The sequence below is a fragment of the Kaustia mangrovi genome (assembly GCF_015482775.1).
Classification (GTDB): domain Bacteria; phylum Pseudomonadota; class Alphaproteobacteria; order Rhizobiales; family Im1; genus Kaustia; species Kaustia mangrovi.
This window is the reverse complement of sequence record NZ_CP058214.1, coordinates 4,090,020-4,106,137: the sequence shown is the minus strand read 5'-3', so window position 1 is coordinate 4,106,137 and position 16,118 is coordinate 4,090,020. Positions and strand designations below refer to the sequence as shown.

The 16,118-nt window shown below is 67.5% G+C and carries 17 protein-coding genes; 11 read left to right on the top strand and 6 right to left on the bottom strand.

Going from position 1 to position 16,118, the window contains the following annotated elements:
* The first annotated feature begins 6 nt into the window (after positions 1 to 6).
* The 3 genes from HW532_RS19460 (at position 7) to HW532_RS19450 (ending at position 2,997) form a co-directional block, all read left to right on the top strand.
* Positions 7 to 663 carry a CvpA family protein gene (locus HW532_RS19460; RefSeq protein ID WP_213162050.1) on the top strand — a complete coding sequence of 219 codons (657 nt, stop codon included), beginning with the start codon at positions 7 to 9 and terminating at the stop codon, positions 661 to 663.
* A 110-nt stretch (positions 664 to 773) separates the two neighbouring features.
* On the top strand, positions 774 to 2,225 hold the full coding sequence (gene purF, locus HW532_RS19455) for an amidophosphoribosyltransferase (RefSeq protein ID WP_246480001.1): 1,452 nt from the start codon (positions 774 to 776) through the stop codon (positions 2,223 to 2,225).
* A gap of 37 nt (positions 2,226 to 2,262) precedes the next feature.
* Positions 2,263 to 2,997 carry an SDR family NAD(P)-dependent oxidoreductase gene (locus tag HW532_RS19450; protein ID WP_213162048.1) on the top strand — a complete coding sequence of 245 codons (735 nt, stop codon included), beginning with the start codon at positions 2,263 to 2,265 and terminating at the stop codon, positions 2,995 to 2,997.
* 38 nt (positions 2,998 to 3,035) lie between these two features.
* On the opposite strand, the gene der is transcribed toward HW532_RS19450, so the two are convergent.
* The 4 genes from der to HW532_RS19430 form a co-directional block, all read right to left on the bottom strand.
* Positions 3,036 to 4,397: a ribosome biogenesis GTPase Der gene (der, locus tag HW532_RS19445; RefSeq protein ID WP_213162047.1), complete on the bottom strand. Its 1,362-nt coding sequence runs from the start codon at positions 4,395 to 4,397 to the stop codon at positions 3,036 to 3,038.
* A gap of 180 nt (positions 4,398 to 4,577) precedes the next feature.
* Entirely contained in the window at positions 4,578 to 5,912 is a 1,335-nt protein-coding gene (locus HW532_RS19440; protein WP_213162046.1) for an outer membrane protein assembly factor BamB family protein, read from the bottom strand.
* A 54-nt stretch (positions 5,913 to 5,966) separates the two neighbouring features.
* The gene (locus HW532_RS19435; protein WP_213162045.1) at positions 5,967 to 6,701 is read right to left on the bottom strand and encodes a tetratricopeptide repeat protein; all 735 of its coding nucleotides are present in this window, start codon (positions 6,699 to 6,701) and stop codon (positions 5,967 to 5,969) included.
* A gap of 201 nt (positions 6,702 to 6,902) precedes the next feature.
* Positions 6,903 to 7,709 (bottom strand): helix-turn-helix domain-containing protein, encoded by an 807-nt coding sequence (locus HW532_RS19430; protein WP_213162044.1) that lies wholly within the window; start codon positions 7,707 to 7,709, stop codon positions 6,903 to 6,905.
* 165 nt (positions 7,710 to 7,874) lie between these two features.
* On the opposite strand from HW532_RS19430, the gene HW532_RS19425 reads away from it, so the two are divergent.
* A complete protein-coding gene (locus HW532_RS19425) occupies positions 7,875 to 8,309 on the top strand; it encodes a hypothetical protein (RefSeq protein ID WP_213162043.1) in 435 nt (144 codons plus the stop codon).
* On the opposite strand, the gene panB is transcribed toward HW532_RS19425, so the two are convergent.
* On the bottom strand, positions 8,291 to 9,109 hold the full coding sequence (gene panB / locus HW532_RS19420; RefSeq protein ID WP_213162042.1) for a 3-methyl-2-oxobutanoate hydroxymethyltransferase: 819 nt from the start codon (positions 9,107 to 9,109) through the stop codon (positions 8,291 to 8,293). The genes HW532_RS19425 and panB overlap by 19 nt on opposite strands.
* Positions 9,110 to 9,327: 218 nt before the next feature.
* On the opposite strand from panB, the gene HW532_RS19415 reads away from it, so the two are divergent.
* Positions 9,328 to 10,101, top strand: a complete 774-nt coding sequence (locus HW532_RS19415; protein ID WP_213162041.1) for a potassium channel family protein — start codon at positions 9,328 to 9,330, stop codon at positions 10,099 to 10,101.
* A 19-nt stretch (positions 10,102 to 10,120) separates the two neighbouring features.
* Here the strand turns inward: HW532_RS19415 and HW532_RS19410 are convergent, their stop codons facing one another.
* Complete coding sequence (locus tag HW532_RS19410) at positions 10,121 to 10,690, bottom strand: NnrU family protein (protein WP_213162040.1); 570 nt, start codon at positions 10,688 to 10,690, stop codon at positions 10,121 to 10,123.
* A 186-nt stretch (positions 10,691 to 10,876) separates the two neighbouring features.
* Between HW532_RS19410 and HW532_RS19405 the strand changes: the two genes are divergently transcribed.
* From HW532_RS19405 to HW532_RS19380, 6 genes are all read left to right on the top strand, one after another.
* On the top strand, positions 10,877 to 11,347 hold the full coding sequence (locus HW532_RS19405; protein WP_213162039.1) for a carboxymuconolactone decarboxylase family protein: 471 nt from the start codon (positions 10,877 to 10,879) through the stop codon (positions 11,345 to 11,347).
* 37 nt (positions 11,348 to 11,384) lie between these two features.
* Positions 11,385 to 12,287: a sigma-70 family RNA polymerase sigma factor gene (locus tag HW532_RS19400; RefSeq protein WP_246479319.1), complete on the top strand. Its 903-nt coding sequence runs from the start codon at positions 11,385 to 11,387 to the stop codon at positions 12,285 to 12,287.
* Between the two features lie 150 nt (positions 12,288 to 12,437).
* On the top strand, positions 12,438 to 13,058 hold the full coding sequence (locus tag HW532_RS19395) for a cupin domain-containing protein (protein ID WP_213162037.1): 621 nt from the start codon (positions 12,438 to 12,440) through the stop codon (positions 13,056 to 13,058).
* The gene (gene dctP / locus HW532_RS19390) at positions 13,055 to 14,089 is read left to right on the top strand and encodes a TRAP transporter substrate-binding protein DctP (protein ID WP_213162036.1); all 1,035 of its coding nucleotides are present in this window, start codon (positions 13,055 to 13,057) and stop codon (positions 14,087 to 14,089) included. The genes HW532_RS19395 and dctP overlap by 4 nt, the downstream gene beginning before the upstream one ends.
* Before the next feature lie 193 nt (positions 14,090 to 14,282).
* Positions 14,283 to 14,792, top strand: coding sequence for a TRAP transporter small permease subunit (locus HW532_RS19385; RefSeq protein ID WP_246479318.1), 510 nt, complete (start codon positions 14,283 to 14,285; stop codon positions 14,790 to 14,792).
* On the top strand, positions 14,789 to 16,102 hold the full coding sequence (locus HW532_RS19380; protein WP_213162035.1) for a TRAP transporter large permease: 1,314 nt from the start codon (positions 14,789 to 14,791) through the stop codon (positions 16,100 to 16,102). The genes HW532_RS19385 and HW532_RS19380 overlap by 4 nt, the downstream gene beginning before the upstream one ends.
* Positions 16,103 to 16,118: the final 16 nt, after the last annotated feature.

Sequence of the window (16,118 nt, the reverse complement as noted above, 5' to 3'; positions counted from 1 at the left end):
GGCCCCATGCCGATTGCACTGCTCGATATCATCCTGATCGGGATCATGGTCATTTCCGGCCTGCTCGCGCTGATGCGCGGCTTCACCCGGGAGGTCCTGTCGATCCTCGCCTGGGCCGGCGCGGCGGTGGCCGCCTATCTGGCCTATCCGGCGCTGAAGCCCACCGCGCGGCAGTATATCCAGCCCGACTATCTGGCCGATATCGCGCTGGTCGCCGGGGTGTTCCTCGTCGTGCTCGTCGTGGTGTCGCTGCTCACCATGCGCATTTCCGACTGGATCCTCGATTCGGGTGTCGGCCCGCTCGACCGCACGCTGGGCTTCCTGTTCGGGCTCGCCCGCGGACTGCTGCTCGTGGTGGTGGCCTATCTGTTCTTCATCTGGCTCGTTCCCCGCGACCAGCACCCGGAATGGGTCAGCGAGGCGCGCTCGCTGCCGGTCGTGGAGGACACCGGAAAGCTGATTATTTCGTTCCTGCCACCCGATATTGCTGACACGCTGCTCGGAAAGACCTATATGACCAACGGAACGGCGGCGCAGGCGCAGCCCGGCTCGTCGTCCACCACCAAGTCGGACGCTGACTCCGGGGCCGAAGACGGGTATAAGACGAATGAGCGGCGTGGACTCGATCAGCTTCTCGACGGATCGGGCGAACCCGCGAACTGACCGGGGTCCTGCACCGGCATTCCCCGCCGGTCGCTTGAGAACCTTGAGGACGGGCCGGTATGACAGACCAGGCGCCGACGACATCACCTGAGGGTGGCACAGTGACTTTCATGTTCGATCCGGACGAGGACCGGCTGCACGAGGAGTGCGGCGTCTTCGGAATTTTCGGCCACAAGGATGCGAGCGCCCTCACCGCGCTCGGCCTTCACGCGCTCCAGCATCGCGGGCAGGAGGCGGCCGGCATCGTGGCCTTCGACGGCCAGCGATTCCATTCCGAGCGACGGCTCGGCCTCGTCGGAGATCATTTCTCCTCCCAGGCCGTGATCGAGCGCCTCCAGGGCCATGCCTCGATCGGCCATGTACGCTACGCGACCTGTGGCGACACGCATCTGCGCAATGTCCAGCCGCTCTACGCCGACCTGGCGACGGGCGGCTTTTCTGTCTGTCACAACGGCCACATCACCAATGCGCTGACGCTGCGCCAGGATCTTATCCGCGAGGGTGCGATCTGCCAGTCGACATCGGATACCGAGGTCATCCTCCATCTGGTCGCCCAGTCGCGCAAACCCCGCTTCATCGAGCGCTTCATCGACGCGCTGCGCATGATCGAGGGCGCCTATTCGCTGGTCGCCCTGACCAACAAGAAGCTGATCGGCGCGCGCGACCCGCTGGGCATCCGCCCGCTGGTGCTGGGCGAACTCGACGACGGCACGCCGATTCTCGCGTCGGAAACCTGCGCTCTCGACATCATCGGCGCCAGGTTCGTGCGCGAGGTGGAGAATGGCGAGGTGGTCGTCATCACCGAGGACGGCATCGAGAGCCTGCGTCCCTTCCCCAAGGTCGAACCGCGCCCCTGCATCTTCGAATATGTCTACTTCTCGCGCCCCGACAGCGTCGTCAACGGGCGCAGCGTCTACGAGGTCCGCAAGAAGATGGGCTTCGAGCTCGGCCGCGAGGCGCCCTGCGACGCGGATGTGGTGATCCCGGTGCCCGATTCCGGCGTGCCGGCGGCGCTCGGCTATGCCTATGAGACGGGCATCCCCTTCGAGCTCGGCATCATCCGCAACCATTATGTCGGGCGCACCTTCATCGAGCCGACCCAGCAGATCCGCGCGCTCGGCGTGAAGCTCAAGCACAATGCCAACCGCGCCGTGATCGAGGGCAAGCGCATCGTGCTCGTCGACGATTCCATCGTGCGCGGCACCACCTCGGTGAAGATCGTGCAGATGATGTACGAGGCCGGCGCGCGCGAGGTGCATATGCGCATCTCCAGCCCGCCGATCCGCTATCCCGATTTCTACGGCATCGACACGCCGGAGCAGCAGAGCCTGCTGGCGGCGACCCACAGCCTGGAGGAGATGCGGGAGTATATCGGCGTGGAGACGCTCGCCTTCCTGACCCCGGACGGCATCTACCGGGCGATGGGATACGACAAGCGCGACCCCGTCCGCCCGCAATTCACCGACCATTGCTTCACGGGCGACTACCCCACCCCGCTCACCGACAGGGAAGGCAGCCGCGGCATGGCCCGGCAGCTCTCCCTTCTCGCCGAGGCCGGCTGAGCGGCGCTCCAGACAACACCGGACATATCGGATATCCATGACCAAGCGGCTCGAGAACAGGCTCGCGCTCGTCACCGGCGCGTCGCGCGGCATCGGCTACGCCCTCGCCAGGGCCTTCGCGCGCGAGGGCGCCCATGTCGTCGCGCTGGCCCGCACCGTCGGCGGGCTGGAGGAGCTCGACGACGAGATCCAGGCGATGGGCGGCTCGGCGACCCTCGTTCCCGTCGACCTGAAGGATGTGGAGGCGCTCGACCGGCTGGGCGGCCAGATCCACGAGCGCTGGGGCAAGCTCGACATCTTCGCCGCCAATGCCGGCGTGCTCGGACGACTGACGCCGCTCGGCCACCTCAAGGCGAAGGAGTGGGACGAGGTCATGGCCGTCAATGTCACGGCCAACTGGCGCCTCGTGCGTTCGCTCGATCCGCTTCTGCGCGCCTCCGATGCCGGCCGGGCGATCTTCCTGAGCTCCGGCGCGGCGCACAAGTGCAAAGCCTATTGGGGCGCCTATTCCGTCTCCAAGGCCGCACTGGAGGCGCTGGCCCGCACCTATGCCGCAGAGGTCGCGACGACGCCCGTGCGCGTGAGCATCGTCAATCCGGGGGCCACCCGCACCGCCATGCGCGCCCGCGCCATGCCCGGCGAGGATCCCGAGACCCTGCCCACCCCGGCCGATGTCGCCGACACACTGGTCGCGCTCGCCGAGCCGGGCCTCGGTGTCAATGGCGGCCTCTACGATTTCGCGGACGGGCGCCTCACGATCCGTTCGGCCTGACCCGGCTAGCCCGGCAGGGCGCACCGCCTCCCCCACGCTCAGGCGTAGGGATTGTCGCCCTTGCGCAGATGGAGCCGGATGGGCACGCCCCACAGATCGAAGGCCTCGCGCAGGCCGTTCACCAGATAGCGGCGATAGGCGTCCGGCAGGGCCTGAGGACGCGAACAGAAGACGACGAAGGTCGGCGGGCGGCCCTTCACCTGGGTGATGTAGCGCAAGCGGATCCGCCGTCCGCCCGGCGCCGGCGGGGGATGGGCCTGGAGCGCCTCGGAGAGCCAGCGGTTGAGCTCCGCGGTGGGCAGGCGCTGCTGCCAGACCTCGTAGATGTGCAGGACGGCAGGAAGGAGCGTATCGAGGCTCTTGCCGGTGAGCGCCGACAGGGTAACGATGGGCACGCCCTTGAGCTGCGGCAGGAGCCGGTCGACCATCTCCTCCAGCTCCGCGCGCACGCCGCGCTTGTCGGTCACGAGGTCCCACTTGTTGAGGGCGATCACGCAGGCCCGGCCCTCGCGCGCGACGAGATCGGCAATGTGCAGGTCCTGCTTCTCGAAGGGCTGGGTGGCGTCGATCATCAGGACCACCACTTCCGCGAAGCGCACCGCGCGCAGCGTATCGGCCACGGCAAGCTTCTCCAGCTTCTCCGTGACCCGCGACCGCCGCCGCATGCCGGCAGTGTCGTAGAGGCGGATCTCGCGGCCCCGCCAGGTCCAGTCGATGGCGATGGAATCGCGCGTGATGCCGGCCTCCGGCCCCGTGAGCAGCCGGTCCTCGCCCACGAGCGCGTTGATCATGGTGGACTTGCCGGTATTGGGCCTGCCGATCACGGCGAGGCGGAGCGCATGGGGGCCCTCCTCATCGTCCTCGCCGTCCGCCTCGTGCTCGTCGCCGAAGCTGTCCGCCGCCTCGCCGCCGAGATGGGGGGCGATCGCGTCGTAGAGCTCCGACAATCCCTCGCCATGCTCCGCCGACAGGGCGATGGGCTCGCCGAGTCCCAGCTCGAAGGCCTCGTAGAGGCCGCTCTCGCCCGCCCGGCCCTCGCACTTGTTGGCGGCGAGCACGACCGGCTTTCCGGACCGCCTCAGGAGATCGGCGAAATGACGGTCGAGCGGCGTGACCCCCGAGCGCGCATCGACGAGGAACAGGCAGACATCGCTCTCCGCGATCGCGGCCTCCGTCTGCGCGCGCATGCGACCCTCCAGCGAGGAGGGCGGGGCGTCGTCGAGACCCGCCGTGTCGATGACCGCGAAGGTGAGATCGGCGATGCGCCCCTCGCCCTCGCGGCGGTCGCGCGTCACCCCCGGCCGGTCGTCGACCAGCGCGAGCCGCCTGCCGACCAGGCGATTGAAGAGCGTGGACTTGCCCACATTGGGCCGCCCGATGATGGCGAGTGTGCCTGACATGACCTTCCAGACCGGTTGGCGGGTACGTTTCCGCGTCCGCGCTCCTTATGCCCCGCCGGGCAAAAGCGCAAGTGCCGCGTCGTGCGGGACGCCGGAAGGTGCCGCCGGCAGCGCCGACAATGCGTCATGATCGCTATGGGGCATCGGGCACACCGGGGCCGCCCGATGCGTTCCGCAGCGTCAGCGCAACGCGATCAGCGTGCCGTCGTCTGTGAGAACATAGAGCGTGTTGTTGGCGATGACCGGCGTGATGTAGATCGGGCGGTCGAGGGTCTTCTGGCTCAGGATCTTGCCGGTCTGCGGGGAAACCTGGGCGAGCTGGCCGGTGGAGGACACCAGGATCAGCTTGCCGCCGCCCATGACCGGCCCGCTCCAGACCTGGCCCGATGGCAGGGCCGTCTTCCAGCGCGCCTTGCCGTCTTTGCGCGACACCGCGGCAAGCGTCGTATCGCCGGCGAGGACGAACACATAGTCGCCCGCAACCCACGGCGTCTGGGTGCCGGACACGTCCTCCACCCACAGGCGCTCGCCGGTCTCCAGCCGGAACGCGCCCATGCGGCCCGAATGGGCGATGGCGAAGACGGCGCCGCGGTCGATGACCGGGCGCCCGGCGATGTTGCTGAGGCTTGCGATGGAGCTGAGGCCTCCAGCCGACGACAGCGCGTCGCCCCAGCGCGGAATGCCGTCGCTCGCGCGGAACGCGATCAGCTCGCCCGATGTCGTCGGCACGACCACCATGCCGTTGGAGACCGCCGGGCTGGTGCTGGAGATGACCGAGGCCTGCTCGCCCACGCCCTGGAACGTCCACTGCTCCTTGCCGTCGCCGGTGGAAAGCGCGACAACCTCGTTGTTGACCGACGAGGCGAAGAGCCGGCCGCCCACGACCGTCGGGGCGTCGCGGAACGGCACCTCCCCCGGCCGGCGCCAGATCTCGTTGCCGGAGTTGGCGTCGAGCGCCAGGATGTCGCCGAAGGCGGTCGTGGCATAGATGCGCGACCCGTCGGAGGCGAGCCCGCCGCCGAACGCACCGTCGGGATCCTCGCCTTCCGGGGCGAGCGAGCGGGTCCACAGAAGGGCGCCGGAGCTGGCGTTGAAGGCGCGCACCGTCGCCAGCGTATCGAGCACATAGATGCGCCCGCCGACCACGATGGGCGAGGCCACGAGGCGGCCGTCGGAATCGGATCCCTCGCCGGCCTCTACCGCCCAGGCCTGCTGGAGCGCGCCGGACAGCGCCAGATTGTGCAGCGAGTTCGTCGGCGTGCCGCCGGGCTGGGCCCAGTCGCCGTTGGTCTGCGCGGCGGGCACGACGACAGGGTTCGCTTCCAGGGCGGGATCGGTCTTCAGCCCGTTGGCGTCCGGCATCACGCTCTCGCGCTTGCCGGGGAGGATGGTGTCGTCATGGCTGTCGAACATGTTCGACAGCGACGAGCAGCCTGCCAGCAGGGCAACGCCCGCCGTCAGCATTGCCGCGCGCATCAGCGTTGCGGTCCGCCTGTTATATGTCCTCGCGGCCATGGGTCTTGCGTCCCCTTCCTGAACTCGGTTACCTGGCGCCCCGTCCCCGAAAACCTACTGCGAGGCAGCATCCCCGGCGGCTGCGTCCTCATCGGATGCCGTCTCTTCGCCCGAGGCGCCGGCACTCTGGCCGCCGATCTTCGGCGCGATCAGGGCCAGCATGATCTGCGCGCGCTGGCGCAGGCCGAAAGGCGCCCTGGGATCGGCAAGGATCTCATTGAAGAGTTTATCGGCCGTTTCAAGGTCGCTGGCACGATAGGCCCCGAGCGCGAGAACCTCCCGGGCCTCGTTACGCCACGGATTGCCCTCCACGTCGAGATCGCCGACGCGGTTGCGCAGCTCCTCCACCGGCGCGCTGTCGACGAGCAGGAGCCCGGCGCGCACCCGCGCGAGATTGGCGAGCACAGGGGTCGTTCCCTCCTGGGCGGCGACCTCGTCGAAGATGGCGACCGCCTTGTCGGTCTCGCCCTTCGAGGCGAGGAAGGCGGCCTCCTGCAGGCGCGCCAGTGTCGCATATCCGCTGTCGCCGCTCTCGGCGAGCTTCGCAAACGCCGCCGAGGCCGCCTCGGCGTTGCCCTGCTCGGCGAGTTGGACGGCGGCGAGATAGGCCTGCCCGGCCTCCAGCGCCTGGCGGTGCTGCCAGTATTGCCAGCCCTTGAAGGCGGCCACACCGAGAATGACGGCAACGCATGCTGCGACGATATAGGTGCCGAAACGGTCCCACAGCGCCTTCAGCTGCTCGCGGCGGATCTCTTCGTCGACCTCGCGGAAAAGCGACTCTTCGCTCAAACTGACACTCCCTCGGCGCAGATACCGGCTCGATGCGCAGGCCGGCGCGCCTTCGCGGCCGGCCGCTTTTCGCGGACGGCCCGACACTATGACTGGGCGCGTAAGATACATAGGTGGCCGGATGATGGCAACGAAGGGCTGCACAACCGGTTACGCGCGAAAATCCCCGGCGGATGCGCGTCGCGAGGCGCCGGACACGCCTCACGCCGTCTCCGCCATGCGCCGCAATATCGCGGCGGTGCCGGCGTCGGCCGGGAAGAAGGACTCGATGGCGAGTTCCGACAGCGTGATATCGAGCGCCGTGCCGAACACCGTCGTGGTGCTGAGAAACGACATCGCGCTCTCCTCGCCACGAAGCTCCAGCGGCACGGCGATGCCGCCATGGGCGGCCTGTCCGCCCGCACGCCAGGGCTTCGCGCCGGGCGGAACGGGATAGGATTGCAACTCCTCGAGAAGCGCGATCAGGGCGGGATCGCCCGAATTGTCGATCTGCCGGGCGAGCCGGTCGGTCACATGCGCCTTCCACTCCCGGAAATTCCCGATCCTCCGCGCCAGCCCGTCCGGGTGGAGGCTGAGGCGCAACACGTTCACCGGCGGCGCCAGCAGGGCCTCGTCGACACCGGCCAGAAGGCGCGCCACGGCGCGATTGCCGGTCACCAGCGTCCAGTGCCGGTCGACGGCGAGCGCGGGATAGGGCTCGTGCGCCTCAAGGAGCTGGCCGACGGCCTCAAGCGCCGCCTTCAGCCCCGGATCGTCGAGGGTGCGTTGGCCATAGACCGGCGCGAAGCCCGCGGCGGCGAGGAGCCTGTTGCGGTCGCGCAGGGGGATGTCGAGCCGCTCGGCCAGATGCAGCGCCATCTCGCGGCTCGGTGCCGAGCGGCCCGATTCGAGGAAGCTGAGATGCCGCTGCGAGATATCCGCGTCGGTCGCGAGGTCGAGCTGGCTCATGCGCCGGCGGTGGCGCCAGTCGCGCAGAAGCGCGCCGAAGGGATGAACGGGACCGGTCATGGAGGCAAGACTAACCCCTTCCGCCATCCATGCACCAATTACCTGACAGGTAATCGACCTTATTCACGCAATGGCCGACTGTCGGCCCTGCCAACGGGGTCGGCCCGTATTCCGGCAAGATTGCCGGACCCTGGACGGGCCGATCCGTTTCGAAAGGAGCACGACATGACCGCTATCCGCTCACCGCTCGCCCTCAAGCCGCTTCTGCTCGCCGATGCCGCGACCTGTAGCGCGATGGGCATCGTCCTCACGGCAGGCCCGGGCCTTATCGGACAGGCAACGCGGATCCCGCCTGCCCTTCTCTTCTATGCCGGCGCCATCCTGTTCCCGATTGCCGCCTTCATGGCCGTCGTCGCCCTTTGCCGGCCGATCCCCGGGCCCGCCGCATGGCTCGTCGTCGCCGGCAACGCCGGATGGGTCGCCGGCAGCGCCCTCCTGCTCCTTGCGGGGTGGATCGCGCCGAACGGGCTCGGCGTGGCGTTCGTCGCCGCCCAGGCGCTCGCGGTGGCCCTTCTGGCCGCGCTCGAGCACAACGCGCTGCGCCGCGCGGCCTCCGCACATGCCGGGCGCAAGCCCGCCCGTCAGTCCTTGACGCCGTAGGTGTGGTCCGCGGCGGGAAAGCTGCGGGCTCTCACTTCGTCGGCATAGGCCCTGATGGCGCCCTCGATGGCCTCGCCCACCTTGCCGAACTCCTTGACGAATTTCGGCACGCGCGGCGACAGGCCCAGCATGTCCTCCATGACGAGCACCTGCCCGTCGCACTGCGCGGACGCGCCGATGCCGATGGTCGGGATGGGGATGTCCCGGGTGATCCGCGCCGCGAGCGGCTCGGCCACCGCCTCGACCACGACGGCGAAGGCGCCCGCCTCGGCCACGGCGCGGGCGTCCTCCTCTATGGCCGCCCACTGGTCGCGCGTGCGTCCCTGCGTCTTGAAGCCGCCGAGCACATTGATCGACTGGGGCGTCAGGCCGATATGCGCCATGACCGGGATGCCACGCTCGGTGAGAAAGCGGATCGTCTCGGCCATGCGCGCGCCGCCCTCCAGCTTCACCGCGCCGCAATTGGTCTCCTTCATGATCCGGGCGGCATTGCGGAAGGCGATTGCGGGGCTCTCCTCGTAGGAGCCGAAGGGCATGTCGACGACGACAAGCGCGCGTTTGGACCCGCGCACCACCGCGCGACCGTGCATGATCATGAGCTCCAGGGGAACCGGCACGGTGCTCTCATAGCCATGCATCACCATGCCGAGCGAATCGCCGACCAGCAGGAAATCGCAATGATCGTCGGCAATCGTGGCGGTATGGGCGTGGTAGGCGGTCAGCGACACGATGGGCTCGCCCCCCTTGCGCGCGGCAATATCGGGGGCGCTGATGCGCTTGACGGGCTTCTGAACGGACATGTCTTGCAAGCTCCTCGCCCCACTTTTCCGCTTGTTTCAAGCGCGGGAGCGATCATGGGAGGGTGGGATCACTGTGCGGGTGTGAGATTATACAAGACCCGCTATCACTTCAATTGCCGCGCCCGGTCCCCGCGCTGCGAGTTGCCAGCCGGGCGCGGGGCCGCCAAACTCCCCGGGCGCGAACGGGACGGGCAGGAGGCTAGGAGGCCAGCAGACCGGTGGAGACCCTGAAGGCGACAGTCGAGCGTCTCTACAACGGACGCAGCCGCCGTGCGGCATTCTTCCGCTATGTGCTGCTCGGCTTCGATCTTGTCGCCATCACCTTCTTCGTGGTCACCACACCGTTCGGCCAGTCGACGGCGATTCTGGTCGCCGACTTCATCATCGGCCTCGTGATGCTGGCGGACCTTGTGGCGCGGCTGTGGATCGCGCCCAGCAGGATCAGGCTCCTGCGCCAGCCCTACACGATTGCCGATATCGTGGTGATCGCCTCGCTGCTGCTTGCGCCCTTCGTCACGCACAATCTCGCCTTCCTGCGCGTGTTCCGCACCCTGCGCCTGTTGCGCTCCTATCACGTGATGCGCGATCTCAGGCGCGACACGCCCTTCTTCCAGCGCAACGAGGACGTGATCGTCAGCTCGATCAATCTGGGCGTCTTCATCTTCCTGGTGACGGCGCTCGTCTTCACCCTGCAGCACGGCCAGAACCCGGCCATCGAAACCTATGTGGACGCGCTCTATTTCACCGTCACCACGCTGACGACGACCGGGTTCGGCGACATCATCCTGACCGGCGATGTGGGCCGGCTGCTCTCCATCGTGATCATGGTGGTCGGCGTCGCGCTCTTCCTGCGCCTGGCCCAGACGATCTTCCGGCCGCGCAAGCTCTCCTACACCTGCCCGCAATGCGGCCTGAACCGGCACGAGCTCGATGCGGTCCATTGCAAGCACTGCGGCCACATCCTGAAGATCGAGACCGAGGGCGAGGGCTGACGCCCCGCCCCCTTTCCGTTCAGAAATTCACCACCGTGGCGCCGAACAGCCAGGGGTGCAGATAGAGCACCACGGCGTACATGACGATGCCCGCGACCGGCGCGATGTAGTCATGGCGCGGCTTGACGGTAAACTGCGCCACACGCCCGCGCGCGGTCTGCACAACGATGTCGAGAAGCCCGAAGACGAGGAAGGCGCCGAAGAACAGGACCGAGCCCAGATCGCCGTTGGAGACGAGATGTCCGGTCGCCCACAGCGCGATGGCGATGGCCAAGGGGTGTTTCAGCCAGCGCTTCATGCGGCCCTTGTGGAGATAGATGGCCAGCGAGATGAAGGCGAGCAGCACCAGAAGCATGGTGAGATGCCGGCCCCAGACGGGCGGCCAGTAGACGATCTCCGCCGCCGCCGGCCCGTAGCGCGTCTGGGCGAACCCCCAGATCATGATGCCGAGCCCGACAAGGGAGGCGACAGAGAAGGCACCCTTGTAGGGGCCCTTGCCCATGCGGGCCATCAGGCTGTCGCGCAGGGGCGTCAGCGGAACGAGGTGAAGACCGAAGAAGATGACGATGCCGACAATGAGGGTGGTCATGGAGGGCGTCCCCTGGCTGAGTGGCTGATGGCCCCTAACGCGGCCCCGTGGATCCGTCCGCTGTTTTAGAGGAGTTTTAAGGCCGGCTCCATAGGCGGCGCGCACAAAATGTTCAGACCCCATGTCACACGCAGGGTCCCTGTCTCGTCTCATCACTACAACCGTGAAGCTGAATGGAGACGACAGATGGACCACAGACTGGATGCCTTCGCCGCCGCGCCGGACGCGATCAACGCCATGCGCAAGCTGGAGGGCTATGTCGCCAATTGCGGGATCGAGCACAGCCTCTACGAGCTCGTGAAGATACGGGCCTCGCAGATCAATGGCTGCGCCTTCTGCATCCATATGCACACCACCGACGCGCGCGCGGGCGGCGAGACGGACGAGCGCATGCACCTGCTCTCCGCCTGGCGCGAATCGCCGCTTTTCACCCCGCGCGAGCGCGCCGCCCTCGCCTGGACGGAGGCGCTCACCCGCATCGCCGACACCCATGCGCCGGATGCCGATTACGAGGAGGCCCGCAAGCACTTCACCGACGAGGAGCTCGTGAAGCTGACACTGATGATCGGGAGCATTAATGTCTGGAACCGGATCGCCATCGGGTTCCGCAAGCTGCATCCGGTCGGGGACGACGCCGGCCTGGCCGCCCAGGCCTGACCCCGTCGCGGGCGGAGCAACAGCCGGATCGAGTGTCATGACGGAGACATCGCCGCACGAGTTCGAACGCCATCGCGGCTACCTGCAGGGGCTTGCCTACCGCATGCTCTCCTCGGTCGCGGAGGCCGAGGACGTGGTGCAGGACGCCTATCTGCGCTGGCACGGAAGCGACCGGGAGGCGGTGGAGAACCCGCGCGCCTTCCTGTCGCGGATCGTCACGCGGCTGTGCCTCGACCGCCTGAAATCGGCACGCAGCCGGCGGGAGACCTATGTCGGCCCGTGGCTGCCTGAACCGCTGATCGAGACGGGCCCCGCCGTCGATCCCCACGGCGACACCGTCGCGGAGGATGTCTCCGTCGCGCTCATGCTGGCGCTCGAGCGGCTCTCGCCGCTCGAGCGTGCCGCCTTCATCCTGCACGACATCTTCGACATGGGCTTCGACGAGATCGCCGCGGCGCTCAATCGCAGCGCCGCGACCTGCCGGCAACTCGCCAGCCGCGCGCGAAGCCATATCGAGACGGAACGCCCCCGCTTCAACGTCGACGAGGACGAGGGGGCGCGGCTCTCGCAGGCCTTCTTCGCCGCCTCGCACAGTGGCGACATGGCGACCTTGCGCGACATCCTGGCGGAGACGGCGACCCTCCACGGCGATGGCGGCGGCCGCAAGCGCTCCACGCTGCGCCCCGTCACCGGCGCCGACAAGATCGCGCGCTTCTATGCGGGCCTTGCGCGCAAGGCCGACCGTACCGGCCCGCTCTGGGCCGCGCCCTGCACCATCAACGGCCTGCCCGGCTGGGCCACGGTCGAGCATGACGGCACGCTGCAGACGACGGCGCTCGAAATCGCAGGCGGCCGGATCGCGGCTGTCTATGTGACGCGCAACCCCGACAAGCTCCGGCACGTGGCGCGCATGGTGCCCGAGGGCCTGCTCCAGCCCTGATGCCGTCCGGGCCGGGCGCCCCAAGGCGCCTCGATATCGTCTCGGAAATTTCACTCAACATGCTGATGTTGCGACCTGTTTTGCAACGCAACGCAATCCATGATGCGCCGCATATAGACAGATGTTTCCTTTTATGAAACATCATGAAACATGAGTGGATCGAGCCTCGGAAAACGCCTCAGGCACCTTCGGACCAGCCTCGGCAAGAGCCTTGAGCAGGTGGCCGCCAATGTCGGCAGCACCAAGGGGCATCTGTCGAAGGTGGAGCGCGACGTCGCCGCCCCGTCCATCGCGCTGCTGACGCGTCTCGCCTCCGAATACGGCGTGCCGCCGGGCGAGATCGTCAACGCCATCGGCGTGCCCGAGCCGATCTCGCTGGTCCGCGCCGACGACCGCCTCTCCGTCGCACGCGACGGAGCGGGCCGCGGCTATTCCTACGAGGCCATCGCCTACAGGAAGTCGGACCGACGCATCGAGGCCTATGTGATCGAGATGAAGCCCCATCTGGAGATCGAGGAACGGTTCCGCCATCCCGGTCAGGAGCTGTTCTACGTGCTCGAGGGCGAAGTGAACTTCCTGTTCGGCGACCGGACCTACCGGCTGTCGCCGGGCGACTGTCTCTATTTCGACGCCATGGTGGAGCATCGCGGCGACGCCTTCGGGGACGCCCCCGCCCGCGCGCTCGCCATCATCGTGCCCGAGGGCGGCCAGGCCGTCGCGGAGGCGCTTCTTCAGTCTGTCAAGCAGGAAACCCAAGGGAGGAAACCATGACCAGGATGAACAGACGGCAGATCCTCGCCGGATCGGCTCTCGGGGGCGCCGCGGCGCTTGCCATGCCGGCAGTGGCACGGGCTCAGGAGAAGGTGAGCTGGCGCATGCAGGCCCTGTGGGACGGCGGCACCACGCCCTTCGAATTCGAGAAGAGGTTCGTGGAGCGGGTCGCGGCGCTCACCGATGGCCAGTTCGAGATCAAGCTGTTCTCCGCCGGCCAGATCGTGCCTGCCAACCAGGCCTTCGACGCGGTGCGCGGCGGCGCCTTCCAGATGATGAAGACCTTCGACGGCTACGAGGCCGGCAAGATCCCCGCCTTCGCCTTCACCTCCACCATTCCCTTCGGCTTCCCCGAGCCCGATCAGTACGAGGCGTGGTTCTACGAGCTCGGCGGGCTGGAGATGGCGCGCGAGGCCTATGGCAAGGCCGGCCTCTTCTACATCGCCCCCACGGTCTACGGGCAGGAGCCGATCCACTCCAAGGTCAGGATGGAGACGATCGCCGATATGGCCGGCAAGAAGGGCCGCTTCGTCGGGCTCGCCTCCGCCGTCATGAGCGACCTCGGCGTGGCGGTAACGCCCATGGCGACTGCGGAGGTCTATTCCGCGCTCGAAAAGGGCCTGATCGACTTCGCCGACCGCGGCGACCTGACCGCCAATTTCGAGGCGGGCCTTGCCGATGTGGCGCAGTACATCATCCTGCCCGGCGTGCACCAGCCGACGACCGCGACGAGCTACGTGGCCAACAATGCCGCCTACGAGTCGCTTCCCGACAGCTTCAAGGCGGCGCTCGCCGTGGCGGCCCGCGAGATCTCCGGTTCGCTGCGTCAGCACATTCTGGTGGAGGATTCCAAGGTCATCGAGAAATACCGCGACAAGGGCGTGGAGATCATCCATCTCGATGCCGACGACGTGGTCTCCGCCCGCGAGAAGGCCGTCGCCTCCTGGAAGAAGGCGACCAAGGACGACCCGCTGGCCACGAAGATCGTCGACAGCCAGACCGCGTTCATGCACGCCCTCGGCCTCATCTGACCAACGGTGCGTGTGACCGGTTCAGCCCCCTCACCCGGCGCCTTGCAGCCCCACCCTCTCCCACAAGGGGAGAGGGTTCTCCTGCAGCGCCTCTTTCCCTTCCCCTCTCCCCTCGCGGGAGAGGGGAAGGGCCCATTGCGTGAAGCAATGGGAGGGTGAGGGGGTCGGAAGCTGCCATATGCGATAGATCCTCATGATCACGTCCCTCTTCGCCGCCATCACCGCGCTCAACCGCGTGCTGTTCGTCGTCGCCGCGGCGATCATCTTCGCCGTGGTGCCGATGCTGCTCTACGAGGTGGTCGCCCGTTACGCCTTCGACGCGCCGACCGTCTGGGCGATGGAGGCGAGCACGCTTGTCTTCGGGCCGCATTTCATGCTGGCGGGCCCCTATCTGCTCCATCTGAAGGGCCATGTCGCCGTCGACATCGTCAGCGAGCATCTGGAGGGACGCGCCCGGGCGGCGCTGGATATCTTCTCCTACGCGGTGATCGCCATCTTCGCCGCCGTCTTCGCCAAGGTCGCCTGGCCGCTCGCCGTCAACGCCTACGAGATGGGCGAGACGAGCTTCTCCGCCTGGAACCCGCCGATCTGGTGGATGAAGTTCATCGTGCCCTTCGCGCTCGCCATGCTGTGCGCGCAGGCGCTGGCGGAGGGCTGGGCCGCGCTGAGGCGCCTTTCCGGCCCCGCGGAGGCCGGCTCATGAGTTCCGAAGCCGTCCTCGCGGTAATGTTCGCAAGCCTCGTCGGCCTGCTGCTGACGGGCATCCCGCTCGCCTTCGTGCTCGGCGCGCTGGCCCTCGTCTTCACCATCACGCTGTGGGGCGAGGCCGCGCTGACGGTCACCGTCCTGAACCTCTTCGACACGATGCGGTCGGAGGCGCTCATGGCGATCCCGCTCTATGTGATGATGGCCAGCACGCTCCAGCGCTCCGGCGTGATCGAGAGCCTCTACAACGCCATGGAGCTGTGGTCGCGGCGCCTGCCGGGCGGGCTCGCGGTCGGCACCATCGCCATCTGCACCATCATCGCGGCGATGACCGGTATCGTCGGCGCGGCGGTCGCGGCCATGGGGCTGCTCGCCCTGCCCTCCATGCTGAAGCGCAATTACGACCCGAAGCTCGCCATCGGCACGATCTGCGCCGGCGGCACGCTCGGCATCCTCATTCCCCCGTCGGTCATCACCATCGTCTATGCGGTGACCGCGCAGGCCTCCATCGGGCAGATGTTCATCGCCGGCATCGTGCCGGGGCTGCTGCTCGCCAGCCTCTATATCGGCTATATCGTGCTGAAGGCCGCGCTCGACCCCAAGGCCGCGCCACGCCCGGAGGAGACTGTCGACGTCACCTGGGGCATGCGGATCTCCGCGTTGAAGTCGCTCGTGCTGCCGGCGGCGATCATCGTCGGCGTGCTCGGCACGATCTATATGGGTATTGCGACCCCGACGGAGGCAGCCGCCGTCGGCGTGGCGCTCGCCTTCGTGTCGTCGCTCATCGAGCGGCGCTTCGGCTGGGAGCTCGTCACTGGCGTCGGCATGGATGTCGTGAAGGTCACGACCATGATCCTGTGGATCACCATCGGCGCGCGCGCCTTCGTGGCGATCTTCACCGGCACGGGCGGCGCCGACTTCCTGCTCGGCTTCATCCAGGATCTCGACGCCAATCGCTGGATCGTGCTGGCCGTCATGCTCGCGATCCTGTTCTTCCTCGGCATGTTCCTCGACGAGATCGGCATCATCCTCCTGTGCGTGCCGGTCTTCCTGCCGGTGATCGACTTCCTCGACTTCGACCGGCTGTGGTTCGGCATCCTGTTCCTGGTGTCGGCCCAGATGGCCTATATCTCGCCGCCCTTCGGCTACACGCTATTCTACATGAAGGGCGTGCTGCCGGCCGGCATCGGCATGGGCACGGTCTACCGCGCCATAATCCCCTTCATCCTCCTCCAGGCGGCGGGCATCGCGATCTGCGCCATGTTCCCCGAGCTCGTGCTCTGGCTGCCCCGGACCATGCTTCAGTGACAGTGACCCCCAAGTA

Bases quoted from the DNA above. Each gene is read 5' to 3' on its own strand.
- HW532_RS19460 (WP_213162050.1), top strand. From the start codon at position 7: ATGCCGATTGCACTGCTCGATATCATCCTGATCGGGATCATGGTCATT.
- purF (WP_246480001.1), top strand. From the start codon at position 774: ATGTTCGATCCGGACGAGGACCGGCTGCACGAGGAGTGCGGCGTCTTC.
- HW532_RS19450 (WP_213162048.1), top strand. From the start codon at position 2,263: ATGACCAAGCGGCTCGAGAACAGGCTCGCGCTCGTCACCGGCGCGTCG.
- der (WP_213162047.1), bottom strand. From the start codon at position 4,397: ATGTCAGGCACACTCGCCATCATCGGGCGGCCCAATGTGGGCAAGTCC.
- HW532_RS19440 (WP_213162046.1), bottom strand. From the start codon at position 5,912: ATGGCCGCGAGGACATATAACAGGCGGACCGCAACGCTGATGCGCGCG.
- HW532_RS19430 (WP_213162044.1), bottom strand. From the start codon at position 7,709: ATGACCGGTCCCGTTCATCCCTTCGGCGCGCTTCTGCGCGACTGGCGC.
- HW532_RS19425 (WP_213162043.1), top strand. From the start codon at position 7,875: ATGACCGCTATCCGCTCACCGCTCGCCCTCAAGCCGCTTCTGCTCGCC.
- panB (WP_213162042.1), bottom strand. From the start codon at position 9,109: ATGTCCGTTCAGAAGCCCGTCAAGCGCATCAGCGCCCCCGATATTGCC.
- HW532_RS19410 (WP_213162040.1), bottom strand. From the start codon at position 10,690: ATGACCACCCTCATTGTCGGCATCGTCATCTTCTTCGGTCTTCACCTC.
- HW532_RS19405 (WP_213162039.1), top strand. From the start codon at position 10,877: ATGGACCACAGACTGGATGCCTTCGCCGCCGCGCCGGACGCGATCAAC.
- HW532_RS19400 (WP_246479319.1), top strand. From the start codon at position 11,385: ATGACGGAGACATCGCCGCACGAGTTCGAACGCCATCGCGGCTACCTG.
- HW532_RS19395 (WP_213162037.1), top strand. From the start codon at position 12,438: ATGAGTGGATCGAGCCTCGGAAAACGCCTCAGGCACCTTCGGACCAGC.
- dctP (WP_213162036.1), top strand. From the start codon at position 13,055: ATGACCAGGATGAACAGACGGCAGATCCTCGCCGGATCGGCTCTCGGG.
- HW532_RS19385 (WP_246479318.1), top strand. From the start codon at position 14,283: ATGATCACGTCCCTCTTCGCCGCCATCACCGCGCTCAACCGCGTGCTG.
- HW532_RS19380 (WP_213162035.1), top strand. From the start codon at position 14,789: ATGAGTTCCGAAGCCGTCCTCGCGGTAATGTTCGCAAGCCTCGTCGGC.